General features: G+C 44.1%; 26 protein-coding genes and 1 riboswitch. Of the genes, 6 read left to right on the plus strand and 20 right to left on the minus strand.

Annotated features, from left to right (window positions below):
- Positions 1–113: 113 nt before the first annotated feature.
- The 3 genes from FKV70_RS22150 to FKV70_RS22160 form a co-directional block, all read right to left on the minus strand.
- Positions 114–3,185, minus strand: a complete 3,072-nt coding sequence (locus tag FKV70_RS22150; RefSeq protein WP_142614518.1) for a cellulose binding domain-containing protein — start codon at positions 3,183–3,185, stop codon at positions 114–116.
- Positions 3,186–3,592: 407 nt separating this feature from the next.
- Positions 3,593–4,765 (minus strand): M20 metallopeptidase family protein, encoded by a 1,173-nt coding sequence (locus FKV70_RS22155; RefSeq protein WP_142614520.1) that lies wholly within the window; start codon positions 4,763–4,765, stop codon positions 3,593–3,595.
- Positions 4,766–5,018: 253 nt separating this feature from the next.
- The gene (locus FKV70_RS22160; protein ID WP_063210595.1) at positions 5,019–5,528 is read right to left on the minus strand and encodes a GNAT family N-acetyltransferase; all 510 of its coding nucleotides are present in this window, start codon (positions 5,526–5,528) and stop codon (positions 5,019–5,021) included.
- 110 nt (positions 5,529–5,638) lie between these two features.
- On the opposite strand from FKV70_RS22160, the gene xerS reads away from it, so the two are divergent.
- On the plus strand, positions 5,639–6,739 hold the full coding sequence (gene xerS, locus FKV70_RS22165; protein WP_142614522.1) for a tyrosine recombinase XerS: 1,101 nt from the start codon (positions 5,639–5,641) through the stop codon (positions 6,737–6,739).
- A gap of 8 nt (positions 6,740–6,747) precedes the next feature.
- On the opposite strand, the gene mobB is transcribed toward xerS, so the two are convergent.
- The 3 genes from mobB to FKV70_RS22180 all read right to left on the minus strand — a co-directional run bounded on the left by mobB (position 6,748) and on the right by FKV70_RS22180 (position 9,002).
- Complete coding sequence (mobB, locus tag FKV70_RS22170; RefSeq protein WP_142614524.1) at positions 6,748–7,299, minus strand: molybdopterin-guanine dinucleotide biosynthesis protein B; 552 nt, start codon at positions 7,297–7,299, stop codon at positions 6,748–6,750.
- Positions 7,296–8,573 carry a molybdopterin molybdotransferase MoeA gene (locus FKV70_RS22175; protein ID WP_142614526.1) on the minus strand — a complete coding sequence of 426 codons (1,278 nt, stop codon included), beginning with the start codon at positions 8,571–8,573 and terminating at the stop codon, positions 7,296–7,298. The genes mobB and FKV70_RS22175 overlap by 4 nt, the downstream gene beginning before the upstream one ends.
- A 189-nt stretch (positions 8,574–8,762) precedes the next feature.
- Complete coding sequence (locus FKV70_RS22180; RefSeq protein WP_063210602.1) at positions 8,763–9,002, minus strand: XRE family transcriptional regulator; 240 nt, start codon at positions 9,000–9,002, stop codon at positions 8,763–8,765.
- An 88-nt stretch (positions 9,003–9,090) separates the two neighbouring features.
- On the opposite strand from FKV70_RS22180, the gene FKV70_RS22185 reads away from it, so the two are divergent.
- Complete coding sequence (locus tag FKV70_RS22185) at positions 9,091–9,306, plus strand: helix-turn-helix transcriptional regulator (RefSeq protein ID WP_016820733.1); 216 nt, start codon at positions 9,091–9,093, stop codon at positions 9,304–9,306.
- A 270-nt stretch (positions 9,307–9,576) separates the two neighbouring features.
- Here the strand turns inward: FKV70_RS22185 and FKV70_RS22190 are convergent, their stop codons facing one another.
- The 4 genes from FKV70_RS22190 to FKV70_RS22200 are packed head-to-tail and all read right to left on the minus strand — an operon-like array spanning position 9,577 to position 11,633.
- A complete protein-coding gene (locus tag FKV70_RS22190; RefSeq protein WP_142614528.1) occupies positions 9,577–10,311 on the minus strand; it encodes a hypothetical protein in 735 nt (244 codons plus the stop codon).
- 5 nt (positions 10,312–10,316) lie between these two features.
- Complete coding sequence (locus tag FKV70_RS26975; protein ID WP_262348612.1) at positions 10,317–10,448, minus strand: hypothetical protein; 132 nt, start codon at positions 10,446–10,448, stop codon at positions 10,317–10,319.
- Positions 10,421–10,969, minus strand: coding sequence for an accessory gene regulator ArgB-like protein (locus FKV70_RS22195; protein WP_142614530.1), 549 nt, complete (start codon positions 10,967–10,969; stop codon positions 10,421–10,423). Before FKV70_RS22195 ends, FKV70_RS26975 begins: the two co-directional genes overlap by 28 nt.
- Positions 10,920–11,633, minus strand: coding sequence for a hypothetical protein (locus tag FKV70_RS22200; RefSeq protein WP_063210606.1), 714 nt, complete (start codon positions 11,631–11,633; stop codon positions 10,920–10,922). Before FKV70_RS22200 ends, FKV70_RS22195 begins: the two co-directional genes overlap by 50 nt.
- Positions 11,634–11,896: 263 nt before the next feature.
- On the opposite strand from FKV70_RS22200, the gene FKV70_RS22205 reads away from it, so the two are divergent.
- Positions 11,897–12,130 carry a helix-turn-helix transcriptional regulator gene (locus FKV70_RS22205; RefSeq protein WP_064796536.1) on the plus strand — a complete coding sequence of 78 codons (234 nt, stop codon included), beginning with the start codon at positions 11,897–11,899 and terminating at the stop codon, positions 12,128–12,130.
- 107 nt (positions 12,131–12,237) lie between these two features.
- On the opposite strand, the gene FKV70_RS22210 is transcribed toward FKV70_RS22205, so the two are convergent.
- The 5 genes from FKV70_RS22210 to FKV70_RS22230 form a co-directional block, all read right to left on the minus strand.
- Positions 12,238–12,993 carry a DUF4247 domain-containing protein gene (locus FKV70_RS22210; protein ID WP_063210610.1) on the minus strand — a complete coding sequence of 252 codons (756 nt, stop codon included), beginning with the start codon at positions 12,991–12,993 and terminating at the stop codon, positions 12,238–12,240.
- A gap of 13 nt (positions 12,994–13,006) precedes the next feature.
- The gene (locus tag FKV70_RS22215; RefSeq protein WP_142614532.1) at positions 13,007–13,513 is read right to left on the minus strand and encodes a DUF4178 domain-containing protein; all 507 of its coding nucleotides are present in this window, start codon (positions 13,511–13,513) and stop codon (positions 13,007–13,009) included.
- A gap of 24 nt (positions 13,514–13,537) precedes the next feature.
- Positions 13,538–13,945 carry a DUF350 domain-containing protein gene (locus tag FKV70_RS22220; protein ID WP_013371429.1) on the minus strand — a complete coding sequence of 136 codons (408 nt, stop codon included), beginning with the start codon at positions 13,943–13,945 and terminating at the stop codon, positions 13,538–13,540.
- A 129-nt stretch (positions 13,946–14,074) separates the two neighbouring features.
- Positions 14,075–14,743 carry a PspA/IM30 family protein gene (locus FKV70_RS22225; RefSeq protein ID WP_063210614.1) on the minus strand — a complete coding sequence of 223 codons (669 nt, stop codon included), beginning with the start codon at positions 14,741–14,743 and terminating at the stop codon, positions 14,075–14,077.
- Between the two features lie 86 nt (positions 14,744–14,829).
- Positions 14,830–15,852, minus strand: a complete 1,023-nt coding sequence (locus FKV70_RS22230; protein WP_142614534.1) for an NADH:flavin oxidoreductase/NADH oxidase — start codon at positions 15,850–15,852, stop codon at positions 14,830–14,832.
- Between the two features lie 213 nt (positions 15,853–16,065).
- Here FKV70_RS22230 and FKV70_RS22235 point away from each other — a divergent pair, with 213 nt between their 5' ends.
- On the plus strand, positions 16,066–16,872 hold the full coding sequence (locus FKV70_RS22235; protein ID WP_142614536.1) for a polysaccharide deacetylase family protein: 807 nt from the start codon (positions 16,066–16,068) through the stop codon (positions 16,870–16,872).
- A 209-nt stretch (positions 16,873–17,081) separates the two neighbouring features.
- On the opposite strand, the gene FKV70_RS22240 is transcribed toward FKV70_RS22235, so the two are convergent.
- From FKV70_RS22240 to FKV70_RS22250, 3 genes are all read right to left on the minus strand, one after another.
- Complete coding sequence (locus tag FKV70_RS22240; protein ID WP_142614538.1) at positions 17,082–17,750, minus strand: 3D domain-containing protein; 669 nt, start codon at positions 17,748–17,750, stop codon at positions 17,082–17,084.
- A 6-nt stretch (positions 17,751–17,756) separates the two neighbouring features.
- A riboswitch (cyclic di-AMP (ydaO/yuaA leader) is annotated at positions 17,757–17,930 on the minus strand.
- Positions 17,931–18,169: 239 nt separating this feature from the next.
- Positions 18,170–18,892 carry an amino acid ABC transporter ATP-binding protein gene (locus FKV70_RS22245; RefSeq protein ID WP_142614540.1) on the minus strand — a complete coding sequence of 241 codons (723 nt, stop codon included), beginning with the start codon at positions 18,890–18,892 and terminating at the stop codon, positions 18,170–18,172.
- On the minus strand, positions 18,879–20,342 hold the full coding sequence (locus tag FKV70_RS22250; RefSeq protein ID WP_064796531.1) for an ABC transporter substrate-binding protein/permease: 1,464 nt from the start codon (positions 20,340–20,342) through the stop codon (positions 18,879–18,881). Before FKV70_RS22250 ends, FKV70_RS22245 begins: the two co-directional genes overlap by 14 nt.
- Positions 20,343–20,490: 148 nt before the next feature.
- Between FKV70_RS22250 and FKV70_RS22255 the strand changes: the two genes are divergently transcribed.
- Both FKV70_RS22255 and FKV70_RS22260 read left to right on the plus strand, forming a co-directional pair.
- Positions 20,491–21,669, plus strand: a complete 1,179-nt coding sequence (locus FKV70_RS22255; protein ID WP_142614542.1) for a M20 family metallopeptidase — start codon at positions 20,491–20,493, stop codon at positions 21,667–21,669.
- A 39-nt stretch (positions 21,670–21,708) separates the two neighbouring features.
- Complete coding sequence (locus tag FKV70_RS22260) at positions 21,709–22,767, plus strand: glycine-rich domain-containing protein (RefSeq protein WP_142614544.1); 1,059 nt, start codon at positions 21,709–21,711, stop codon at positions 22,765–22,767.
- An 86-nt stretch (positions 22,768–22,853) separates the two neighbouring features.
- Here FKV70_RS22260 and glgA read toward each other — a convergent pair whose 3' ends face one another.
- Entirely contained in the window at positions 22,854–24,296 is a 1,443-nt protein-coding gene (glgA, locus tag FKV70_RS22265) for a glycogen synthase GlgA (protein ID WP_142614546.1), read from the minus strand.
- Between the two features lie 21 nt (positions 24,297–24,317).
- On the minus strand, positions 24,318–26,240 hold the full coding sequence (gene glgB / locus FKV70_RS22270; RefSeq protein ID WP_142614548.1) for a 1,4-alpha-glucan branching protein GlgB: 1,923 nt from the start codon (positions 26,238–26,240) through the stop codon (positions 24,318–24,320).
- Positions 26,241–26,441: the final 201 nt, after the last annotated feature.

The raw sequence follows: 26,441 nt of genomic DNA on the forward strand, positions 1-26,441 counted from the left end.
CAACTAAAACTTGCTTTATTTTCAGAAAAAACTGAGGAGAACTCGATCTCAAAAAATAAAGCCAACTCGCTCATTAGAGCGGCTGACTTAAGATTATTTTTATGAGGATGGATCTAGGGCTCAATTCCCCATTGCTTGATCCCAGACAGGTAAGCGGTTATTTTAGTAGAATCTTGTAAGCTGCTTGCTGTAGGATTAAAGGAATAATCATCAGTTTGTGTATAACTGCTCCAATCCGCTTTGGATATCCGCGTTTGTAGCTCGACACTTTGACCAGGCTCTAAAGAACTCGCTGCCGACTTAAAACCAATTTCTACATAGGAATCTGCACCTGGCTTCGCATTGGTTAATGTTCTGAAGTTAGCAATCACATTCTCTGTACCGATGCTTGACCAATCCGTAAAGAAGTTCTGTGATTTCTCCCCGTTAATGGTGTAATAATAGCGCAATGTTACGTCTGCTAGGGAAACGGGCGAGCTTCCTGTATTGGTTATTTTAAACTTGGAACTGATCATATTACTTGTTGCAGATACATTTCCATTAAAGGATTGCACCTTCAGGACGCCCTCACCTGTTCCCGGCTCACTTGGCGTATCCCCCTTCACCGTAATCGTGAACAACGCATCATTGCCTGTACTAAAATGAAAGTTGAGCGTTGTCTCTCCTTTAGGAAGTTTAGATAAATACTTGTTGGTGAGAACGACTGTGTCTTCATTGACTGTATAATCTTCACCCTTGCTCAGTGTGATGCTCCCCTGCTTGATCGCATCTAGAGTATTACCGTTAAGTGTAAGTTTGACAGTAATATAGCTATTGCTGTGATCCATTCCATAAGTTGCAGCCGTCGGTGTAATACTTGCTTGCCCAGTCGATGGCTGATCCCCCCCTACACGATCTGCCACCAGAATGCCGCGCCCATTCGTTCCCAGATAAGCCCTTCCGTAAACCCGAGGATCCCCAATAATTGTAGTCACACGAGCATACTGATGCTTGTCATCATTTATGCGCACCCAGTTTGCGCCAGCATCGTCCGAACGATAAAATCCACGCGTGCCGTCCATTTTACCGACAATAAACACTGCTGCATTCGTACGATTGGGTGCTGCTTTGCCAAAGCCTACAAAATCCGCCTCCTGCACATTTTCAAGCTTGGTGAATGTAACACCTGAATCCTTGGAATGCCATAAACCATATGGCCCTCCGTCCTCGGAGCCTCCGGCAAACCATACATCTCCTTCCACTCCTCGTACAGCACCAATATCTGCGTTCCCTGCACTTGGTAACCCAGTAGTTGTGGATGCGGTGAAGGATGCGCCTCCATCAACACTTACATATATTCTTCCAGCAGAAAACGCGTAATATTTGTTAGGATTTACTCGGTCAGAGGCGATTTTTGCATTGGCTGGAATCCCCGTGCTTGCTGTCCATGAGTTGCCCCCGGTTTTGGAATAAAACACACCTTTGTCCGATGTACTCCATAGCAATCCATTACCATTTGCCGCTACAGCGATACTGCCTCCCCCTACTGTACCTGAAGGCTCGCTATTCGCTTTGTACCAGTTCGCTCCGCCATCATTGGATAATCCGATGGATTTGGCATTTGGATCTTTTTTATAGTCCGCTTTACCCACCCGGGCCATAAAAGAAGGATTCAACTCGGCATAATCAATGCTTTCACTACTTGTAAAGGTTGGATTATCCAGCATTTTAGCAGGAGCCTTGAACAGATCATCATGTCTGAATCCTGAGACATCCCCTACTGCACTCACCAGAGGAGCTCCAGTAGGAGGGCTTACCAGATCCAAAATCGCCGTTTCCTCGACTCCTTTAGCGGCTACCGAAATATCCAGCTTCCCTCCCTTGTCCCAATTAGTTAGATTATTAGAGCCATAAATCGTAGCTCCTGTTCCATACAGCATATGATCTGAATTAAATGGATCTATCTCCAGATCTCCAATCATCCAGCCCAGCTTGGGCGATACTTCCGGCGGAGCAGGATTGGTATTGAAAGTCAGCCAAGGCGCAGCGGATATATCCAAATTGTACTTCAGCTTGCGAGTCGGATAACCATCAAATTCCCAAATAGGGCTCCAGGTTGCCCCACTATCCGTACTGCGGTAAATCGTTTCATCCGGCCACCAGGCATTTAAGGTTGCAACCAAAAGAGTACCGGGCTTCTGGGCATCCACCGTCAGTCCACCATACCCAAAATGATTGTCCGCGCTGCTACTGGCAACGGGACTAATGTTTGTCCATTGTCCACTAGCTGTATTCAATTTCCACAGTTCACCCTTGGTTCCATCATACGGTCCAGCTCCATCACTATATGAAATATACAGATTGTCATCTGACGATAGCACGCCGTGATGTGGCAAATAGCCTGTAGGCTGTCCCGCTATAGCGGACCAGGTTGTCCCGCCATCTGTACTGCGGTAGACGCTTTGCTTTTTATCCGCAACACCCACATAGATGGTTTGAGTTGCTTTACTGGAGGAGCCTGTTTTTTTGTCAAAGGTGATCCAGGCTAAACCAACAATGTCACTGGTATATTCATTGGAGGGGTCCTGTACATACGTCCCCGGATTCGGGAAACTGCTCACCTTGCTCCAGGTGGCCCCAAAGTCGGAGCTTCTCCATAGTCCGTTACCACTTCGAGCTCCGAAGAATAATATATTATTCTTATTCGGATCAATTGCCAGACGTTCACCCATCGAGCGTCCTGGCATATTGCCACCTACCTTAAAGGGAAGCTTTGTAGTCTGCCATGTATTCCCTTTATCGGTGGAGCGCATAATTTGCCCGTCATGTTTATCCCAGGAATTCGTATACGTACCTGTAGCTATATACACACGATTCGGCTCCACAGGATCGGTGGCGAGTGCATCGACACCATTTTTGTTCCAATCCTCCCAGCCCACAGAATCCGTCAGCGGAATCCAGCTTTCATTGGCAGGATTCCAGCGGTAAGCTCCTCCAATATCTGTACGGGCATAGATCAGATCCTTTTCTGTTTCGTTAAAAATAATACCAGGTACAAAACCACCTCCACCGCCTGTAACGACACTTTTCCAAGTATAATCGTCACTCGGAGCAGCATGGGTGGGTGCTGTCATGCCTGTCCAGGAAGCACCCGCTACTACAAGCGCCAAACATGCAATTCTTAACCTGCTTTTCGCCTTAATCAATGAATTCAACCTCCTTTTTCTCCGTTATCATTTGAATGGGTAAGTCATATCGAACATGGGTTCTATTAAGCTCACCTCCAGTAATCTGAAAGATATACAGCACCCCGATGTTAGCGCTTACATATGTGTCTGCTCATTAGATTCGTCATCTTTTTCTCATTTCCTTGTGTGAAAAATCTAGATAATGTAATATGATCTCCTGCTTGATAACTTCTAATATGAGAAAGATCTTTCACTCACAGTTGATACCTTTTACAATTATTATTATGAATTTTTCATATAGTGAATTAATCACTTTATTTTGCATTCTTTACAAGTGTCAAGCTAGTTTAATTTACAGCAAAAAACCGCGCTATGCGCGGTTCCAGCTTTCATGAATGCTATTGTTAGTCATTAAAAGATCCTTATTATTGCAAATATTCAAGCGCCAGTGCCAAAAAAATATGTCCTGAGATAAGCAACGCCCGCTCATCAAAATCAAAGCGAGGATGGTGATGAGCAAAATGCGTTCGTTCATCCTCATTGCGAGCGCCCACATAAATAAAAGCTCCAGGTCGTTGCTCTAAATAATAGGCAAAATCCTCTGCTCCCATGGCCGGTTTTAAATCCAAAAAAGCATCTGCTCCATACACTCTACTAACGAGTTCACGCACACGTTCAGTTTCAGCCTCTGCATTCACCAGAGCAGGATAGCCATTCAAATAATCGATTTCGTATCCTGCATGATAAGCCTCAGCCAGACCTTTTACAATACTACGAATTTCGTTTTCGACTTCCTTGCGCACTTCCTTATTAAACGTACGGACAGTCCCTGCAATTTTCGCCTTATCTGCAATTACATTAAAGGCAGTACCTGCTTGAAATACTCCAATCGTTAGTACTGCTGATTCGATAGGGTCCACTCTGCGACTCACGACCTGCTGCAATCCGTTTACAATTTGACTTCCAATAACGATGGAATCCACTGTCTGATGCGGTCTGGCGCCATGTCCGCCCTTGCCGTTGATTTGAATTGTAAACGCATCAGCAGCGGCCATTGCCGGCCCGCTCTTTAATCCGATTTTGCCCAGTGGGATCTCCGATGCAAGGTGAATACCATATACTGCTTCAACCCCATCCAGACAGCCATCCTCAATCATGAATTTGGCTCCGCCAGGCGGTTTTTCTTCGGCATGTTGAAAAATAAACACAAGTTTTCCCTTCAATGTCTCACGGTGATGGCTTAACACTCGTGCCACACCTAGCAGCGCAGCCGTATGCCCATCATGTCCACAGGCATGCATAACGCCAGGAACGGTCGATTTATAAGGCGCTTCCTTTTCATCCTGAATGGGAAGTGCATCAAAATCAGCTCGAAACGCAATCGTTCTACCTGGCTGGCCACCCTCTAAAATACCGAGCACCCCGTTACCGCCGACATTTGTTCTGACCTCAATACCAAAAGAGCGTAATTGACCGGCAATAAATGCAGATGTATTCGTTTCCTCAAAAGAAAGCTCTGGATGCTGATGCAGATGTCTTCTCCACGCAATCAGTTCTTGTTCACCATCTTTTAGTTCTTGAACCCATTTCTCTAACATATTGCCCTCTTTTCCTATTGAATTTATATACTTACATCCTTATCTTACCATGAATGGGCTGTAGAATACAGTTCCACTTCTCCTTACCCTAAACTAACGATACAAGCAACTGTATATCTACGTTTTTATAGAATCAATCTAGGTTCTAATTGGAGCAATTTAGGATAGATAGAAGAATTGAATGGATAACAAAAAAAGCCAACAGAATACTCTCCTCGGCTCTTTTTCTTCGCTGTTTACTATTTTGAATTTTTCATGTATTGAAAAACTGACTTACATTCCCTCGTACTGGATGTGTCTGCTCCCTATAATCACCATTCGTATAGCTTCCAATTACCTTACGCCAAAAGGATTGAGCTGGTCTATTCGTGCTCATCTGCGTCACCTTCCACCGCCCGTTAAAACGTCCAAACAGCTCATGAGCCGCCCAGGTGCCTACACCGTTGTGCCGATAAGGACGAAGGACGAAAAACTCCGCCATGTAATAGTCAGCTTCTCGATTGCTAGACATTCTGTCAACGAGTGCAAAGCCCACAGGAATATCCTGTCTCCAAATCAGAAATGGCAGCTTTTGTTCACCACTCGTCCAGTATTGATACAGGTCTGGATAAGCCGGAAATGTTCCCTTCTCAGTGACATCAATTCGCAGATAGTCTGTGAAATCGTATAAATAAAATTGCATGAGCTGCACAATAATGTCCTTCTGCGACTCTGGTACACTCTTTATGGACAGCTTCAATTCTGATTTGATATTAAATCCCATGCTTTCACCTCTCTTGGCGGTTCAGTTCATTCTTTACTTCATGACTTCCCATCCAGTGCTGTTCAAAATATGCTAAAATACATATATTATGACCGGACGAGGTGGACCCTATGAACATACAAAAGATCATCGACCGGCGCAAACTGGATGAAAAGATGCCGGATCTGCCATGGTACGTACAGCAATTTATGGATTACAAGCTTCCCGACCTCTCCCCGTCTACTTTGCTGGAATATGTGCGGGATTACGAAGCTTTTTTTTCATGGCTTCGCTCGGAAGGCTTGTCTGCTGGAGACACGAATGCCCAAGTTACGCTAGAAGAATTAGAGACACTTCATATGGATAGCATTACAGGCTTTCGCTTGTTCCTGTCTACTAAAAGTGAAGGCTCCAATTCCCGTATCACCATTTCACGTAAGCTATCGTCCTTGCGTTCACTCTTTCATTATTTGAGTCAAATTGCTGAGGATGAAAACTTTTATCCATTGCTCAAGCGCAATATTATGGCCAAAGTCGAAATTAAACGTGTACATAAGCCCAAGGATACAGCAGCTAAGCTCAAAGGAAAAATACTGGAAGAGGATGAACTGCTTGAATTTATCGGCTATATTTATGAAGGCTACGGACAAGATTTGGCTAACAACAAGCAAGCCCTGTACTCCTATGAATTAAACAAGGAGCGGGATGCCTGTATCGCAAGTCTTATACTGAATTCAGGACTGCGTGTATCCGAAATCGTCAACTTGAACATCGATGATCTCGATATCAACAATAAATTACTATATGTGTACCGCAAAGGAAATAACGACGAAACTTTTAAAACGCCAGTCTATTTCCGCGAGCAGTCCAAAGATGATCTCACACTTTATTTATCCTTAAGACATACCCGTTATCGTGCTCCAAAAAAAGAAAAAGCTCTTTTTGTCGCGCGTCCCAACGGCAGTACAGAGGGCAAACGGATGACTAAAAGAGCGATTCAAGCCATGATCATCAAGTATGCCAAGCGGTTTGGCAAGCCATATTTGACCGTTCACAAGCTCCGTCATTCCTTTGCTACTGACTATTATTTACAAAATGATATTTACAAAACCAAAGAACAGCTGGGTCATGCTTCGACAGAAACAACGGAAGTCTATGCCCACCTGACTGACAAAACAATGTCTCAGGCGATCGAACGGCGCATAGAGACTCGGACTGACTCAGCCGATTAATGGCTCTCTCAACCCTGCTCTGTCTGGAATCCTGCGCTGTGTCTCTGAATTTGTTCGAGTAGCCAGCGGCCTGCCGGATCGCTGGCATCGGCAGGAAATATTTGCACCGTTTTTTTATCTGAGTAGTAACCCTGAGCCCAATCCATGTGGTTCTTCCAAACGACTACTCCCTGTACATTTGCGAGCTCCTGAACAAGTCGGGCATCTGATTGTTCCCTCACCATGATCAGCTTCGGGTAATTTTCCTGCTTGAAGCCTTCCAGCAACACACAGTCATAGGCCTGAAAATGTCGGATGAGTCCGATCACAGGCCGACTATGTTCCTCTAAAATGGCTGTTCTCCCTGCCGAGACAATCGCTACGCCTTCGGCGCCTGCCTGTCGGTGCTTGTACGTATCTGTTCCCTCATGATCCATCTCAAATTCATGTCCATCATGCTTGATCACTGCTACACGTAGTCCTGACTGCTGTATATAACGAATTAAACCTCCGAGGAAGGTTGTTTTTCCTGTATTTTTGAAGCCGACGATTTGACATACAAATGGACTTTTTGTTTTCACGTCACCTGTCCACCTTGAAGCATAAGTACATTCACCTCTTCACCTTCGCGCAAGCCTTCTGTTGTGGGAGGAATTACGATCAGACAATCGCTGTCCTTAATCGTAACCATGACACTGGATTCATCTGCTCGCGCAGGAATCGCATATACTTGCCCGCCACGTATCTCTAGAGAACTGCGTACAAAGCGAGTGTAGTTATTTACCTTCGTATAATCTGCTCCCAGCTTTGCCGTCCAGGTTTGCAAATATGGATGTGCCGAAGATAACATCATTTGAATAGTCGGTCTTACAAACAGCTCACAACCCACAAAACATGCGCCGGGATTGCCTGAAAGTGCAAATAACAGCTTGCCGTCTATTACTGCGGCTGTGGTTACACTGCCTGGACGCATCGTAACCTTGTTGAACAGCATATTTACGTCTTCCTGTCGTACGAGATCACCCATGATATCATAATCTCCCACCGATACTCCACCACTTGTAACCACGATATCATAGGCTGCTATCGCTTCTCGGACAGAAGCACGGGCAAGGTTCAAATCATCATGAATGGCTTGCAGAATGAACGGCTCTCCTCCTGCCTCTTTAATTTGAGATGCCAGCATGTATGTATTACTGTTTCGAATTTTCCCTGGTTGTAACGGCTCGTCCACTGCGAGCAATTCTGAGCCTGTAGAGAAAACGGCCACCCTTGGCTTCCTATAAACAGGCACACGATGTACACCAAAAGTAGCCAATACCGAGACGTGTCCTGCTCCGATGTAAGTTCCCTTACTGAGCAAAAGCTGACCTTCCTTAATCTCATGACCAATTTGCGTCACATTTTTGCCAACTTCCATACGTTTCTTCAAGCCAACGTATACTTGTCCATTTTCCTCACGCAGCTGTGTGGCCTCCAGCATAACCACCGTGTCTGCCTCTTCAGGTAGTTGTGCTCCTGTCATGATTCGGGCTGCCATTCCCGTCTCCACCCGCTTATCCGATACGGTGCCACAAGGAATTTCATCAATCACGCGTAGCCAGATTTCCTGACCGGTCGAACAGACTTCAGTGTCAGAGGCAAGAATGGCATAGCCGTCCATACCAGAGCGACGAAAGCGGGGATACGGATGTGGTGCAGTCAAGTCCATTGCCAGATAGCGACCATGCGCTTGCTCCAGCCCTACATCCTCCCTTTCTCCCTGGTGAACATAGCTAGCTATCCTGCTTTGTGCCTCTTCCACCTTAACTGCTTTACGTTGGAATTTTTCTGTGTTTAATGGCGTCTGATTCATGTTCTCACTCCGTTCTTTAAAAAAATACCTCTTTCTGTTATAACGCTAAAACCGTTATCTGGCAAATCCGGACAGCGTTTATTTGGATTACGGCAAGTCTCGATCCGCCAAAAAACAGCCTGAATAACATATCACGGCTGTTTTGGGTAGATTTTAGTTTTTGATTTTGCAAAAGATTACGTTATTTCTCTAGGTTGTATCATTTTTACCGAAATAAATTGAATCTATTGGAACATTATATAACGAGGACATTTGCTGCGCTCGAGCTATTGTTAAATCAGAGGAATCTTCCTCTATATGTTTTAATTCATTCATCGACATACCAAGTATATTGCAGGCTACTAACTCACCATATCCTGAAGCGAGTCGTGCCATCTTTATTGTATAAGAGCTAGTGCAAGTGATATTTTCATTTTTATCTGCGACCATCCAATCAACTCCACAATATAATTGATAAAAAACTAATTTACCTGTATACTTCTGAACGAAACACTTTCCCCTGTTAGGAGCAAGTAAGGTGCAAAAACTTACTCGGGGGAAATGCCTTTTGAAAGAGGAGCTCAAATCTCATGGACGCACTCAATCTTGGCTCGCCCGACGAACTGGATATTCGCGGCAACAAATATCCAACTGGATCGCGGGACGTGACAAAATGTCATTCGAGGCGGCAGTCCTCATTTCTAGAATATTGGAGTGTAAGGCTGAGGACTTATATGAGTGGGAACTTGCCTGACAAACAGGCATTTCCTTCGGGCCTTTTGTACATGCCGGCATTTACAATATATATCCTGTTTTCACCCTCCCTTTCTTATATGTAGATTGTTTATACCTTAATTTAAAAGATTGTTATTTTTTTCATAATCAAATTTTATCACATAGAAGATGATTAAAAACGGGAAATATGTCGAATTAAATCGAGACTGTCCGGCTTATCCTAGTCTAACTGATTATTGACTTATTCATATAAATATGGTAACAAAAATGACCCCTGAATTCTCACGGGTCAATTCCACAATTTTTTAAGTGCTTTAAGTTTATTATGAGACATAGAGCAAGTGAAGTCGGATCCTGCGAATCGTACCAAACCTCCAAATGCGTTACACTCAATCTCACAAACCAATTCTAAATTGATCAGGGTGTCTTTATAAGCTGGATATAGATACGGAAAAGCTTCCCTACAAGCCTGGGCCGTTAGCCCGATTGTATAAGAGCGATCTCCAGAGTGGAAACGCGGTACATAATAATTTTTTTTAGGCTCCCACATATCCACACTAAGCATATTCCCTACCTTAAAAAAACCGCTCACCGCTGCCTTACCCACTACCTTAATTTCCGATCCGAAAATATAACGAATTTCTCTATCGGCATTCATTGCATTCTCATATATTTGTTTCCACCGGGATAAATTTGCTGAATTTATACTTTCTTTAATGTCTTGATTTTTAAAAATAACCTGCCCCCCTCCATAATCTCCCGTAACAATCTTGTCCACTTGTGTTATGTTAACCAAATTAGATCCGTCCAAATTGCAAAAAGTGGGTAAGCCTACGGAACATTCATGGAGGGTGGTGGGAACTGTAAATCTTCCATGAGAAGTATGAAAAAGCGGGATGTGATAATTGCTTTTAGGCTTCCACAATTCAATCGCAACTAGGTGATTCTCACAAAAAAAAGAGCAATTTCCATGTGAATTGTCATCAAGCAATTGAGTGGCTAGGATTCGCTTTCCCTCTTCCATTAAATTCAGTTCTTTTCTGTTTTCTTCAACTCAGCTGGTACTGATTTAGCGCCAAATATTGTTTTTTCTTTTTTAGTAGACTCGTTAGCGTATTTACCAAGGCTTATACTTAAAGCTCTCGCCAATTTCTTATCCATTTTCGCTCACCTCCTTTCCATAAAGGAAGAATACTGAATGCTTGTATAACTATAGATAAACATATTATGTGAGATTGTACAAAAAAATTTAATATGCAAACCAAAATACATATCGTTTTATAATATTTGTGATATTTGGTCTTATTAATATAGATAAAATGATTGGGCGCATATACTACAAACACTAATAATGAACAAGCATTAATTATCAAAAATGTTGATAAACTTAAGGAAACAAAAGGTATAGTTACACATACGGCCGTTGTAAAACAGACACAAAGGGTAAGGTTGCTGAAGTGTACCCCTCCTGAAAATCTTCTTACAAACATGATCGTAGCCAGAGCAAGTAATGCTCCCCAAAAATGCCCTGTTATCCAGGCTATAACTGCGACCATTAGTACTGCCGAAATTTCGGTAATTTTTATACCAATCGCATACTCCATCACTTCTACACTTGTAGGTCCGTCAGGATCAGCTTTCTTTATTTCTGATGCGATGTGCCTCGATAGCGTTTCTAGCATCCTCGTAATCTCCTTTCTCTGAAAAGAAGTACGATATTCCAAAAGTCAGCAATGAGATGGAAAGTAGTCCTATCGTATTGGATTTATAGAGCATATACAAAGTAACAAGAATAGTGACAAATGATATTAGGGAGCCTATAATGAACATTTTATTAAGGGGTGTTAGGTAATTTTCACTTTTCAAAAAATCATGTGGGGGCTGAATGATAAATGAGAAACCAAAGTTGTATTTCCCCATGACAAAAGAAATGAAGTACGCAGTAAAAATAGAAGCTAGCTGTATAACGTAAATGGAAGAGCCAGAAGTATTATTAATAATATCAGGTTGTGCTACTCCGAAAAAATTCGCAAAAATATATACAAATAGCTGTAGGTTAATATAAGCTGTTAGACCAGAACCAGCAGAAAAAGCTGCAAGATATGTTTTGATCCCCAAACCAAATCTTAAAAAGAGAACCATTAACAAATACTGAAGCGGAAAATCTAATCTAGGCATGGCTATAACCTCTCTCATGAGATAGGAAAACAAAGCTATACCAATTGCATAGATAAGTATTTTTCTTCGATTTTCCCACACAGGAAGCATATAAAGCTTCAAGACCAAAGTAACTGCCGCTAAAGCATCGAAAAAACCAAGTAAAATATACAAAAGAGCAGATAACACAGTTACATCATCCTCCTATTTCGCCTGATGTAATTGTATATTTTACTAATAGATGTGGCAATGAAATAATCTAGTAAACTGGTAATTATTGTGCAGTGTGAGGTAAATTTTTTTCCATTTAGCTTTTTTCTTCAAATTCTACATCCTTTTGTACTAAAAAAAGTCCCCTCAAAGGAGTGACATTGTTTTTTGCCAATGTATGATGTTGGTTTTTTTTCGATATCAAGGTTATAATCTACTTAATTTGGGGTGGAGGGATTAAAGTGGCTTTAAGTGACAATTTCAAAAAATTACGTATAAAATATCAATTAACTCAACAAGAGCTTGCTGAGATCGCTGGGGTTACCAATAAAGCAATTTCAGCTTGGGAGAGCGGACTTTCTGAACCACGGATGGGTGCTATAGAAAGGATAGCTAGTCATCTCCATATCAAGAAAAGCAACATCATTGAAGAGGATGGCATTGAGCACATAAGCTCTGATCGCAGATCAAAGTAGACGACTATAAAATCGAAGTGAGGGAACATCCATTCAATTTACATTAGTAAATGTTAAAAAAAAAGGAACTGTGCAACACAGTTCCACAGTTCCGCAAACATAACTCATTACCTTCGACTTCGCCGACTAATTTTACCTGATCCGCTGCGTGTTTTAGGCTTACTATACGATTTACGTGGTGAATCAAATATACTGGAACCGCCACTGCTGCCTCGGTCACGTGAAATCGAGCCTCTGCTCGGTGAACTGCTGGAGCCTCTATCGAATAGGCTTCCACTTGATCCGACGCTTGAATCCGAATTTTTTCCTCTACGGGTAACTGAACCTTTTCGCTCCACCGTTATCGGCGGGATCGCTTTTTTCTCCTGTGCTGTTGGAGCATGATATTGTCCTTGTGAAGGTCGGTATACATCTCTGCTCGAATAACCTCGATAGGAGCCAGACCCCCGCAATGAATCGAACAGAGCATCCAGCACGGTTGCAGTTAAGTATCCTTTTAGAAAACTGGAACTGTAATTTTGCTCGACATACTTTTTACTATCAATTTCAATGAGTGTATCTTCCTTCTTAGCTGGATCTTGCTGCAAATGATACCACTCATCGCTATATACCAGAAACATCCGCTCATTGCTTTGAGGTGATATTTGCTCCGGTGTACGCTGTTCTTTCAATTCCTCCGCTACTTCGGGAACTGTTTTGCCTGCTGCCCGATACACGTATGAGGTCGAATTCCCACTACCACTAACGGATTCCAGCGGATACGTATCTTTTACATTTGGCGCACCGCAGCCGCTTAGCACGGATATAAACAAGCTCAGCGCCACAATGACCTTTAGTGCATAATGCCAGGTGCGTTTGCTCATGTGTAACCCTCTCCTAGCTTGCCCGAATAACTTTGACGTCTCCGGTAATCACTTCTTCTCCTTCATAAAGCATAAAGCGACCGTCCTGCCACTCTACCCGCAATAGATGGTAATCATCAGACTGGTACTGCCAAACATATTGCTCTCCACCCTGTCGGAAAGGAGCACGACCCATAACGGTAACATTCCCAAAATACTGTTCTTCCAAATGATAAGTTGTATCATCCAGCTCTAAAATGGTTGGTACTTCCTCCGGGTTGTCTAGTCTGCCGTCGATGGCCTGATATAGTCCGAATTGCAGTGTTTCTCGTTCCTCGATATGAAGATAACTCACTTGGTTACCATCCTGAAGCGTCAAAACAACGGCATTCCGGGCACGATTATGTACACGACCTACCACCTCATAGGTGACAAGTGATACCTCACAAATATCCCCAGGATGTAAGTCAAGCATGCTTTCTTCCGCTTTCGGCGGTTCAGGCTTGGCAAATAGATTCGAAATTCGTTTCCATACACTCATGGTCCTATGCTCTCCTTTCTTTGCCTAGAAGCATGCAGTAATGATCAAGGCACCAACCAAATGCAACGCTCCAGAAAACAGGCCAAAACCAATTTTACCTTCCTGGGTCCCTTTATCCAGATCAAACTGAGCCCAATACCGCAATAGCAGACGCACAATCACTTCCAAAACAAGTAAGATAATAAAGGCAATCACAGAATACACAAGCGCTTCAAGTAAATTATTAGCTGTAGCAATCGAACCTGATAAAATATATCCTTGTGCAATCAGCTTCATAATCATTCGTACCGTTACGGCCATATTTCCGGCTTTGACTTCGGCAAAATCCTTATACTTTGTAAATAAAGAATCGACATACATTAATACGAACAGCAAAATAGCTCCCGCACCCGTCCATACTAGCATCGCTTTCATCGTTTCCAAAAAATGCATCTGTTACCATCCTCCACATCTTCTTGACTACATATATTGATTTACGCCCCTAGGCAGGGAAAAGCGAAGGAGAAAACATTTCTCCTTCGCTTACTGAGATTACACTAACAGCAATACTTAAAAAAGTTCTTATTTGTTTTCGTATTGCTTCAGCAAAGCAGCAAGTTCGTCGTCCACCGCGCTTTTCTTATCCAGCTCTTTAAATTCTTCATCCAGCGATTTTTCCTTGGAAGCCATTTCGTTGCTCGCTTCAGCACGTGCTTCTGCTTGCAGCATTTTTTCCTCCATACGCTTCAATCCGGCTGTTGCTGTATCAGAGCTAAAACCGTTCATCGCTTTGTTAATTTCAGTCTGTGCTTTAGCTGCGTTATAACGGGCAACCAGTGTCTCACGCTTGTTTTTCATTTCTGTAAGCTGTCTACGCATTTCATCCAGCTTACCACGCAGATTGTCAGCTGCAGCTTTATTTTGCTCATAACCAGCTTTGAACTCGTTCATTTTTTGCTCGGCAGATTTCTTTTCTTCCAATGCACGGCGAGCAAGATCCACATTTTGTGCTTTTGCAGCCGTGTGAGCCTGTTCTTCGCGTTTTTTCACCAAAGCTGCCTGTTCTTCATATTGCTGTTTGAATCTCTTTTCAATCGCAATTTGAGCAGCTACCGCTTTCTCTGCGTCTTCCAGATCCTCTTGCATATCACGAATGTATTGATCCGTCATTTTTACTGGATCTTCTGCCTTGTCGATAATGGCGTTAATGTTGGACATTGTAAGATCTCTTAGTCGTTTGAAAATAGACATGTGAAGTTCCTCCTAGAGTTGAATGCTTAAATTTTAAGCTCTGTACACATGTTTACGCAAGCTTTGCAAAGAGGTTTCAAAATTATCTAAAAGCCGCGTAAATAAGGCTCTGGAATATCCGCCTGTACTTTTAGCTCACGTGATGCATGCAGCGCCCAATAGGGATCACGCAGCATAGCACGCCCTATAGCTACCAGATCAGCTTCATTCTGCTGAACGACTCGACGGGCATCCTCATAATCATCCAATAAGCCGACAGCAATGACAGGCACATTCAGCTTTTCACGGATGGTATGAGCCAAATCCACCTGATAACCAGCACGCGCAGACGGGCCTCCGCTAGAGCCAATCGGACCCTCACCACCAGAAGAAATATGGAAAATGTCCACACCCGCATCACGATATCGTTCCCCTATGGCTGCTATGTATTCAACATCATATCCGTCTTGTACATATTCTTTGGCAGATATCCGCATTAGCACAGGCATATCAGCAGGAAGCACCTGTTTAACAGCATGTATGACCTCGACACCAAACAGTGACAAATCCTGCCCATACTCATCTTCTCTAGTATTTGTTAAAGGGGAATGAAATTGATGGATCAGATATCCGTGAGCGCCATGAATCTCTACCGTGTCAAATCCAGCTTCTACCGCTCGGCGCGCCCCCTCTTTGTAGGCCTGAACCAGTTCCTTGACTTCTGCTCTCGTCAAAGCGTGCGGCTCTTTAAAGCGCTCACTAAAGGGGATCGAGGACGGACCTACAGGTAACTCGGCGTCTTCGGCCTTGCGCCCAGCATGGCCTAATTGAATGGCGATTTTGGCACCATGCTTGTGGACTTCCTCTATAATTTTTTGATATGCAGGAATATGTTCGTCACTCCAAATGCCCAAATCACGATCCGTAATGCGTCCATCCGGATGAACTGCTGTCATTTCCACTATGATGAGCCCAGTCCCTCCTACCGCGCGACTTACATAATGGACATAATGCCATTCCGTCGGTTTGCCGTCCTTGGCCTCCACGCTGTATTGGCACATGGGGGGCATGACAATCCGATTTCTTAATGAAAGCCCCTTTAATTGATAAGGAGTAAACAAGTCGGTCACTTTTATCCATCCTTCCCTCAGTCTGTATCATTATAGATAGCCTCCCCATTATACACCAGCTATCACGGTATACCGAATCCTTTGTATGACTAAAACTTACGAAATCTTCAGTTGTGTAGGGCTTCACTCCATCAGCAGCATAATTTTGATAGGACAGGTACATAATAGCTGAGAGCACCACTAGGTATCACTGCACGGAAAGGGGGAATATAAATGCGGTACAGGAGAGCTTTGCCGTGTTTAGCGCTGTTACTAGCATTTTCAAGTTTTCCCGTATACGCGGACACGCCTCCCTATATTGGAACGCCCCATCCCAAGGAAGCTGCTGCCGCTACTACTGAACATCCAAGAAAAGATCGAGCTGCTCCAACCTTAGCGATGCTGCGAAAAAAGCATGCGGACATTTTTAAAATGTGCGGCCCGCACACCCGCCAAATTGCCTTAACCTTTGATGATGTGCCCGATTCAAGGTATACGCCGCAGGTTTTGGACGTATTACACGCAAACGGCATCAAAGCTACTTTTTTTATCGTCGGTCATCGTGCTGAAAAACATCCGGGGATCATACGCCGTATCATCCGTGAGGGTCATGCTATAGGAAATCATTCCTATACTCATCCGGATTTCAGGAAGGCCACACCCGAACGATTCCGCTACCAGATTACAAAAACAGAACGCATTTTAGAAGCGAGCGCAGGCTTCCGACCTAAGTTGATACGACCGCCCTACGGTGAAATCACGGAACCTCAAATCCAGTGGGCACGTCGTCATGGATACATGATTGTCAATTGGAATGTGGATTCTCTAGACTGGAAGGGATTAAGCAAAACACAAATTCAACGTAACGTAATCCCGGCTACCGGACCTGGTTCCATTATTTTAATGCATGCAGGTGGAGGCCAAAGTTCTAATTTGCAAGGTACTGTCCAAGCCTTGCCGGGCCTAATCCACTCTCTAAAAGCTAAGGGCTACAAATTCGTCACAGTCCCCCGGCTGCTTCACACATCGGAACAACAATAAAAGTATGCTAAGCTTCGACGATAAACTCCAACTACGTAAAAAGGCTGTCTTGACGAGCAGAATATTTCTGCTTGTAAGACAGCCTTTTTTTACGATAAGCAACCAGCCATGATAAAATATAGTCCCAGTTACGAATTATATGTTGTACGATACAATAGTAAGTTTACATAATATTTATTATGTTATTCAAAACACATCTAGGCAGAATGTTATTTATCAATGACGTACAGTTTCACATCTTGAAAACCGAAGTCGTTTACGAATGATTTATTGCCAGGGATAAAGATATCAATCCGCTTCCCGGTAATGGCGCTGCCCTGATCACGGGCCACGGCCACAAAAGAATGATCCGGCAAGCCGGGATGGGAATAGCCTGTAACGAGCACCTTGGTTCCCATTGGAATGACTTTCGGGTCTACCGCAATAGTACCTAGCTTAAGCGGATTACCATAGTAATCAACTGCACCCCATTTGCCGTTTTCATCGGCGGCGGCAGAATATGCTGTTGCTTTCACATCAACCACTTTACTATAATTGAATGTCTTACCCCATGCTTCAATTGTTGGCTTCTCATTCGCGGTTGCTTTTTCCGTAAGAAGCTGTGGCTTCGAATCCGAAGCCGCCTCTACACTTTTTTCGTCTGGCACTTTAATCTCCAGACCTGCGTATATGTTGTTGGCTGCAATATTCGGGTTAGCCTTTGCCAACTCATCTACCGATACTCCATAACGTTGAGCAAGCAAAAAGAAGGTGTCGCCTTCTTTAGCAATATGAAGCGAAGCAGCATCTGCTACTCCAGCTGTCTGTGCCAGCCCTGCAATTGCTGCGGCAAGCACCGCAAATTTCATAGCTTTTCCAATATGTTTTAAGCGTTTCAAAGATATGTACCTCCTCTGTTGTGCCTGCGAGGTTAGCTGTCGGATTCGGGCTCAGGAGAAGCCCTATGCTTGCGCAATTCACCCCTAGGTCATATTCCATACTTTTTATGATGTATTGGAACAATGGCCGTTGTTACATCCCCCGCACTTCCCATAGTTTGAGTCCAGCACCTGAGTATTTATTATCATAAGTGCTGCCTCGGTAAGTTTTGGCTTCCTGCATAATATCACAATTTTGTAACCTTATCTGCATGAAAATGTTGGGAACCTTGAATATCATACTACACTCATTACAATTTTGTCATTAAGAATCCGTTTTTTGTTACGAAAATATGGAGATATGGTGACAAAAAAAGAAAAGCCCTCCGTGAACCATCGTCACGAGAAGGGCTATGTCAATATTTTATAAAAGCATTTTCTTACAGTACTTTAGCAAGAAAGTAACGAGTACGATCATGGCTTGGTGTACCAAAAACTTGCTCTGGCGTGCCTTGCTCTATAATTTGCCCGTTGTCCATAAAGATGATCCGATCCCCTACCTCACGGGCAAAGCCCATTTCATGTGTGACGATCACCATCGTCATGCCGCCTTCAGCGAGCTTCTTCATTACATCTAGAACCTCTCCAACCATTTCAGGGTCCAGAGCAGAAGTAGGCTCATCAAACAGCATTACGTGCGGCTGCATGGCCAAGGCACGTGCTATCGCAATACGTTGCTTTTGACCGCCGGATAACTGGTTCGGGTAGGTGTTCTTTTTATCCTCAAGACCTACGGTTCGCAGGAGTTCCAGCGCGATTTTCTCTGCTTCTTTCCCCGACTGCTTTTTCACCTGCGTTGGTGCAAGGGTCAAATTCTGCAATATCGTTTTGTGCGGAAACAGATTAAAATGCTGAAAAACCATTCCCATTTTCTCCCGGGTCGCATTAATGTTATGACCACGGGCCGTAATCGGCTCACCCTCAAACAAAATCTCCCCTTCTGTTGGCTGTTCCAACAGATTCAAACAACGCAAAAACGTACTTTTTCCTGAACCACTCGGGCCGATGATGACGACGACTTCACCTTTGGCGATATCTATATCAATACCTTTTAAAATTTCATTTTTACCAAACGATTTACGCAGTTGTTTAACGGTGATCACTGGCTCTCAACTTCCTTTCCCATAAACCCAACAGCTTGGATAAGCTGAACGTCATTACAAAATAAATAGCGGCTGCGATTACGAACGGACTTAATCCTTCATAGGTGATATTCTTAATGACTTGGGCTTGGTACATAATATCCACCATCCCAATGGTCGAAATAATAGATGATTCTTTAATGATGGTAATGAACTCATTACCAATAGCAGGTAATATAGATTTAAATGCTTGCGGTAAAATGACATGACGCATTGCTTTGCCTCGGCCCATCCCGAGCGAGCGGGCAGCTTCCATCTGTCCACGGTCTACGGCCTGAATACCCGCACGGAAAATTTCAGCCAAATATGCCGAACTATTCAGAGACAATGTAATTATACCGGACTGGAGTGGCGTAAAATTTACACCCAGCGTCAAAGCAACTCCATAATGAATGATCATGAGCTGTACCAGCATAGGTGTTCCGCGCAGGATCTCCACATATGCGGTTCCTAGCCACTCGATAATACGAACTCCACTCATCCTCAGCAAGGATATGATCAGACCAATAATGAATCCAAACAATACTCCAAGCGCAGACAGCAATAGAGTGTAGCCGATACCCGTAACGTAAAAACTGCGATATTTCATAAATATATCTACAATACTATTCGAAGAAACCTGTCTGTCGGCAGACAGTGCACTCGCTTCTGTAGAAAATTTCTCAATCGACCCGTCCGCTTTCAGGCGAGCCAACGTTTTATTTACTGAGGCAAGCAATTCAGTATTTCCCTTACGGATACCTACAGCAGTTTCTGCACCTTCATCTTCAGGTACTGCCTTGGCAAGTGTTACAGTACCGTCTAGCGTGTATCCTTTAGCAACGGTATCTTCGATTACAACCGCATTGATACGCTTGGTCCGAAGCTGGAGTACCAGATCGGATATTTTATCCAATGAGGTTACCGAAGCATTAGGCACTTTTTGTGCAATTTCTTCTTGGATACTCCCCTTCTGCGCACCGAGCTTCTCTCCTTTCAGAGTAGCCATCGTCGAATATTTGTCCTTATCCTCCGGGCGTACCATAATGACTTGTTTGGAGTGATAGTACACATCCGAAAAATCAATGCTCTTTCTGCGCTCATCCGTCGGTGTCATACCGGACAGTACCAAGTCTACACGACCACTTTGCAGAGCAGGCAGCAAGGAATCAAAGCTCATGTCCTCTGGGACCATCTCTGCGTTCAGATCCTTGGCGATTTCCTTCGCAATCTCAACATCAAACCCGACAATTTTATCCTCACCGTTAATAACTTTATGAAACTCATACGGCGGGAAGTCGGCACTCATGCCCACTACAAGTTTTTTCTGTGGTTTTGCTTCCGTTCCGTATGCATTGAGCATGGGAAGACCAGCCAACAGCAAGATAACCGCCGTCAAAACCAGGGCGGTAAAACGATATGCCTTTTTCAATCTTTTTTTCTCTCCTTAAATTCTTTATAATAAATAAGATTGTGTCATTATAAATGAATATGCATGATTATGCAATGAATGTTATAGTACAAATTTAGTTCATCTCTCGCACGACCTACATTACAGCTTATATAAAGGAGTTTTCAGCATGGATTTTAAACAGACTATTCAACACACCATTCAGCAGCATGCCGAGCGGTTTAAGGACATTTCGCTATATATTGGCGCAAACCCTGAACTTGGAAACGAGGAATTTCTGGCCTCTGCCCGTTTAAAAGAGGAACTTGTTTTTCACGGATTTGATGTTCAGGCACCCGTATTGGGTATAGAAACAGCCTTTATTGCTACTTACAAAGCAGCCAAGCCTGGACCCGTCGTTGCTTTTTTGGCAGAATACGATGCCCTGAAAGGGTTGGGACACGCCTGTGGGCACCATTTGATATGTATGATGAGTACAGGCGCTGCCGTTGGTCTCAAATCGATCATCAACGAGATTGGTGGAGAAGTACGTGTATACGGCACGCCTGCCGAAGAAACACGCGGTGCCAAGGTTCCGATGGCAGCGGCTGGATTGTTTGATGATTGCGATATAGCGATGATGACACATCCCTTCGACCGCTACGAAAAATCAGGAAAATCGCTGGCGATCGATGCTGTGCAATTTGAGTTTTTTGGTCAATCTGCTCACGCCGCTGCCAGTCCACACGAAGGGATTAATGCTTTGGACGCGGTGATTCAAACATTTAACGGGATCAATGCATTTCGGCAACAGGTGAAAAGTACAGTACGTATCCACGGCATCATTAATCAAGGTGGGCAGGCTGCCAATATTATTCCTGATTACGCCTCAGCCCAGTTTTATGTGAGAGCCGCTACGCGGCAAGAACTAAACCCGCTTACCCACCGGGTAATTCAAATTGCTGAAGGAGCTGCTTTACAAGCCGGCTGTCGTTTGGAAACCTCCAATTATGAGACTTCTTACGATGAAATGGTGACTAACCGTGTACTCTCTGACACTTTTACTGCAAATTTAATACAGGCGGGCATTGCGCAAGAAAATATTACAGAAGGCGAAGATCATGGATCTATGGATATCGGAAATGTATCACTCCATTGTCCTGCGATCCATCCGTACATTCAAGTTATTGACGAGAAGCATGCCTTGCATACACCAGAATTCCGTGATTTGGCAATGCAAGACCGCGCAATGGAAGGAATGCTCTTGGCGGCCAGAACCTTGGCATGGACTGCTTGCGATGTAATCACAAATTCTGAACTGCTGGCACAGATTAAAAAGGAATTTGCCCTACTGAATAGCAAAAACTAAAATCGGAAATACCCTCTTCTTGTTGAAAGGAGTGCCATCATGAACAGTATGAGCAGCTTTTGGACGTTGTTTATTGTGGTTGACCTCATCATTTTTTGGTTCATATTTCGTGCTATACGCAGGAATCGTGGCAACAAAAGCACTCGCCGCCGGAATGTATTTTTCCTTAGCTCCCCATCTCCTTCGTCACTCTCGCAGGAGCGTTATCTAGAGATTACAGAGCTGGGAGAGCTGCTAGAGCGTTCCATTCCAGCTTCCTATGCTCAAAACGTAAAGCAACGTGTCATGGAAGCCCATCCTAGTTTGACGGAACAAGAATATGAGTGGCGCTGGCATGAGCTAAAACGATATTTCATGCTATGCGCGATTATGAATCAAGTGCCTATGTTCAGTAGTGACGTGGATGAGCTATGGCATGAAATGTTAATGTTTACGCGCGAATACCAGCAGTTCTCGGAAGCTTTTTTTGGCCGTATGCTTCATCATGCCCCCCATTCGGGCGGCTCTCAGCCAATGCCAGAGGAGCGGGCGTGGTTTGACTGGTTGTATGTAGAATGCTTTGGCTGGAATCGCTATAGCGCCAGTTTGTGGGGCACATTTTTTAATCATCCACTACCGAACGGTGAGCTTTCACACTATTACAAACTGTCAGCTTCGGCGCAGCCAGTAGGTGACCGATGGAATATACGTGAGAATATGGGCAATTCACAACAAGCAGTTCATAAGATAGTACACCACCTCCGTGAGCGGGTAAAAAAAGCTGTAGATGACCCTGAGGGCAAGCAGCTGCCCAAAGTCAACTATTTACAGATTGACTATCTGCTATTGGCTGTTGTGTGGTATTCATGGTATAAGCCTGACCAATTTGCCATACACATGCACCCAGATTCTGCAAACAGTGCCGCACTAGCCAGCTCATCGGGCTGTAGTTCCGCCAGCGGTTGCTCGAACTGGGATACACATCACTCGCACCATCATTCCTCCCATGACAGTTCTCATAATGGAGGATCTTCCCATCACGATTCAGGTGATTCCGGAAACCACTCCTCGTGCAGCAGTTGCTCTTCGTGTAGTAGCTGTGGTGGCGGGGGCGACTGAGCATAGAAAAAAAGGGGATCTTCTTAGCCAACAATAGGCTAGAGAGATTCCCTTTTTATTAGCATAAATATGGTTTCCTACCCTGTTTAATCGCTCTTTACTAGCGAACGGTAAATATCCATGTACGCCTCTGCCGATACATCCCAACTGTACTCTCCTGCAAAGGCCGTCTGTGTAAGCTTATTCCAATGCTCAGGTTGGCGATAAAAATGAATAGCACGACGAATAGTATGCAGCATATCATGTGCATTATAGTTCGTGAAACTAAATCCGTTACCTTCGCCTGTGGATTCATTGTATGCCTGTACAGTATCGTTCAGCCCTCCAGTTTCTCGCACTATGGGGATACTTCCATAACGAAGCGCCAGCAGCTGACTGATTCCACAAGGCTCAAACCTCGATGGCATAAGATACATGTCACTTGCCGCATATATTTTTCGTGAGAGTGGCTCGCTAAAAGTAAGCTGGGCTGACATTTTCAGAGGATATCGTCCCGCTGCTTCCCGGAACCAGTGCTCAAAAGCAGGGTCCCCTGTTCCCAACACGACAAACTGAATATCGTCATAATATAAGATTTCGTCAAGCACTCTCGTTACAAGATCCAGCCCTTTCATATCCACAAGCCTGGTTACCATCGCGATCATAGGTAGGTCTGGACGCACCGGCAGACCCAGCTCCTTTTGCAGAGCAATCTTATTTTCCTTTTTCTTTGCCAGATTAGTACGGTACTTCGTATAAATAAGATTGTCTGTGGCAGGATTGTAACTTTTAGTGTCAATTCCGTTTACAATCCCCGTTAAGCGTCCATGCTCTCCTAATTTACGAAGTAGCCCCTCCAGTCCGTATCCGTAAAATTCCGTTTGAATTTCCTTTGCATAGGTTGGACTCACGGTCGTGACATGATCCGAATAAGTAAGCCCACCTTTCATAAAATTCAGTCTGCCATAATACTCCACACCCTCTGGGGTAAAATAGCTTCCATCCAAGTTAAGCAGCTCCGTTAAAACCTCATACGGAAAATCACCCTGATACAACAGATTATGTATCGTAAATACCGTGCGAATATCGTTGTAAAAGGGCAAATGCCGATAATCAGCATTTAGAAGCAATGGAACCATCGCCGCATGCCAGTCATGACAATGCACAATATCCGGTCGAAAATCCAGTTCAGGCAGCACTTCCAGAATCGCCCGGTTGAAGAAGGAAAAGCGTTCTCCATCATCCATATAACCGTAAATACCGTCACGGCCGAAGTAATATTCATTATCTATAAAATAAACTCTGATCCCGTCCAACGTCAGTTCCTCTACTCCACAATACTGATCACGCCAGCCTACAGCCACATGCTTGACCGTTACCGGACGTAGAGACTTCTTATACATATCAGGAATGCCTGCATATTTAGGTAAGATGATTCGGACGTCGCACCCTGCCTGACGCAGTGCCTTTGGTAATGCACCGATCACATCCGCCAACCCGCCTGTTTTAATAAATGGATGTGCTTCTGCTGCCGCAAACAAAATGTTCATATGTGCTTCCTCCTTATAGGGTTAATCTGCTTTTTTAGACTTACGTGGTGCCTTCTTAAGTATAACGATGCTTAGGGGCGGAATAGTCACCTCCAGGCTGTGTAGCTGTCCGTGGTAAGGAATTTTGGAGGTTCGTATCACTCCGGAATTGAGCTGACCACTCCCCCCAAAGTCCTTATGATCGCTGTTCAGCAATTCCATATAGCTCCCTGCCTTTTGCAATCCAATGCGATAATTATCTCTTTGCACGGGCTGAAAATTAATGAGAACAACTAGCGTATCCCCCGTTTTTTTGCCTTTACGTAAATACGTAATCACACTCTGCCCACGGTCTTCAGCTTCAATCCATTGGTAGCCATCCCATGAATGGTCCAACTCCCATAATGCTTTTTCCTGAAGATATAAATGATTCAGTGCTTTCGTATATGCATGCAAAGATCGATGACTATCATAGTCCAGCAAAAACCAGTCAAGCTGCTCCTCATCCTTCCATTCAATAAATTGGCCAAATTCCCCTCCCATGAACAAGAGCTTTTTGCCTGGTGAGGTCATCTGGTAGCCAAGAAGCGCCCGTAGTCCAGCAAATTTTTGCTCATATGTGCCGGGCATTTTATCAAGCAGCGACTTTTTACCATGAACAACCTCATCATGCGACAATGGCAGTGTAAAATTCTCGCTGTACGCATAGGCTATGGGAAATGTCAGCAAATTATGGCGCTCGGGTCGTTGATGAAACTCTGTTTCCATATAATCAAGTGTATCGTTCATCCAACCCATATTCCATTTGTAATTAAAACCGAGTCCTTCATCGCTTACTGGGGAGGTCACCATCGGCCAAGCGCTCGACTCCTCTGCCATCATGAGTGCATATGGATAATAGCGAAATACCGTCTCATTCAGCTGTTGAAGGAAGGCAATAGCCTCTTCATTTTCAATCCCTCCCTTGGAGTTGAGACAATATTGTCCTTCCTGCTTTTCAAAATCCAGCCGCAACATACTCGTCACTGCATCCACACGCAGACCGTCAATGTGGTACACATCCATCCAGAACAATGCATTGGAGATCAGAAAAGAACGTACTTCTGGCTTGCTGTAATCGAATGTTAGGGTTCCCCAACCCGGCTTTTCCGCAAGGAGCGGGTCTGCATATTCGAACAGCGGTGATCCGTCAAATCGTCTCAAGCCATGAGCATCCTTGGCAAAATGAGCCGGAACCCAGTCCATAATCACTCCAATTCCCGCCTGATGACAACGATCCACCAAATACATAAAATCATGCGGTTCACCGTAACGGCTTGTGAGTGCAAAATATCCAGTGAGCTGGTAGCCCCATGACAGGTCATACGGATGCTCACTCAGCGGCATCAACTCAATATGTGTATACCCCATATCAGTCACATAAGGCACGAGAAGCTCAGCTATCTCCCTGTATGTATAAAACGTACCGTCTGCTTTTTGCTTCCAAGTGCCTAAATGAAGCTCGTATATATGTAGAGGCTTACCATAAGGGGCTCTACGTTTGCGGCGCCAAGCCGCATCGTTCCATACATAACCATCCAGTGAAGCTACCACTGAAGCCGTTGCCGGCCTCACTTCAGCACGTACAGCGTAAGGATCTGCCTTTAGAAATCGTTCACCATTTGGGCCTGTAATGTCGTATTTGTAAAATGTTCCTTGGGATATCCCCGGAAAAAAACGACTCCAAAAACCGGATTTGGGAACCCTATATAAGGAATCTTGTTCCCCATTCCAGTTGTTGCGATCTGTAGCAAGCCCGACATGGAGAGCATGAGGAGCCCAGACCGTAAAACGAACGCCCTGTTCTCCGTTCTCCACAGTAAGGTGGGAACCCAAAGATCGGTAGCTATGATAAAGCGTTCCTTCATGAAACAAATAAATATCTTCCGATGATATCGTCTGTTGCGGAAGAGTTTGGTCTGTCATCACGTCACCACCCTTTTATGTTTGTAAGTAAAAATGTATGAATCGGTAATGCATTCGCTTTTGGGTCAAAGCTGACCTGAGTTATTACCCCATTCTAGCCACAATGAACAGAAAAATGACTAGGAAAAAAATAAACCTTAGTTTTTGGGGAATCTTATATACCTGATGGTTTCAAGAGTACCCCATACCGTTTATGTATGT

Origin of the sequence: Paenibacillus ottowii, assembly GCF_006874425.1 — a bacterium.
Taxonomy (GTDB): domain Bacteria; phylum Bacillota; class Bacilli; order Paenibacillales; family Paenibacillaceae; genus Paenibacillus; species Paenibacillus ottowii.

Excerpts from the sequence above, each read along its gene's own strand:
- FKV70_RS22155 (WP_142614520.1), bottom strand. The coding sequence starts at position 4,765 with ATGTTAGAGAAATGGGTTCAAGAACTAAAAGATGGTGAACAAGAACTG.
- FKV70_RS22160 (WP_063210595.1), bottom strand. The coding sequence starts at position 5,528 with ATGGGATTTAATATCAAATCAGAATTGAAGCTGTCCATAAAGAGTGTA.
- xerS (WP_142614522.1), top strand. The coding sequence starts at position 5,639 with ATGAACATACAAAAGATCATCGACCGGCGCAAACTGGATGAAAAGATG.
- FKV70_RS22175 (WP_142614526.1), bottom strand. The coding sequence starts at position 8,573 with ATGAATCAGACGCCATTAAACACAGAAAAATTCCAACGTAAAGCAGTT.
- FKV70_RS22180 (WP_063210602.1), bottom strand. The coding sequence starts at position 9,002 with ATGGTCGCAGATAAAAATGAAAATATCACTTGCACTAGCTCTTATACA.
- FKV70_RS22190 (WP_142614528.1), bottom strand. The coding sequence starts at position 10,311 with ATGGAAGAGGGAAAGCGAATCCTAGCCACTCAATTGCTTGATGACAAT.
- FKV70_RS26975 (WP_262348612.1), bottom strand. The coding sequence starts at position 10,448 with ATGGATAAGAAATTGGCGAGAGCTTTAAGTATAAGCCTTGGTAAATAC.
- FKV70_RS22195 (WP_142614530.1), bottom strand. The coding sequence starts at position 10,969 with ATGCTAGAAACGCTATCGAGGCACATCGCATCAGAAATAAAGAAAGCT.
- FKV70_RS22210 (WP_063210610.1), bottom strand. The coding sequence starts at position 12,993 with ATGAGCAAACGCACCTGGCATTATGCACTAAAGGTCATTGTGGCGCTG.
- FKV70_RS22215 (WP_142614532.1), bottom strand. The coding sequence starts at position 13,513 with ATGAGTGTATGGAAACGAATTTCGAATCTATTTGCCAAGCCTGAACCG.
- FKV70_RS22220 (WP_013371429.1), bottom strand. The coding sequence starts at position 13,945 with ATGCATTTTTTGGAAACGATGAAAGCGATGCTAGTATGGACGGGTGCG.
- FKV70_RS22225 (WP_063210614.1), bottom strand. The coding sequence starts at position 14,743 with ATGTCTATTTTCAAACGACTAAGAGATCTTACAATGTCCAACATTAAC.
- FKV70_RS22235 (WP_142614536.1), top strand. The coding sequence starts at position 16,066 with ATGCGGTACAGGAGAGCTTTGCCGTGTTTAGCGCTGTTACTAGCATTT.
- FKV70_RS22255 (WP_142614542.1), top strand. The coding sequence starts at position 20,491 with ATGGATTTTAAACAGACTATTCAACACACCATTCAGCAGCATGCCGAG.
- FKV70_RS22260 (WP_142614544.1), top strand. The coding sequence starts at position 21,709 with ATGAACAGTATGAGCAGCTTTTGGACGTTGTTTATTGTGGTTGACCTC.
- glgA (WP_142614546.1), bottom strand. The coding sequence starts at position 24,296 with ATGAACATTTTGTTTGCGGCAGCAGAAGCACATCCATTTATTAAAACA.
- glgB (WP_142614548.1), bottom strand. The coding sequence starts at position 26,240 with ATGACAGACCAAACTCTTCCGCAACAGACGATATCATCGGAAGATATT.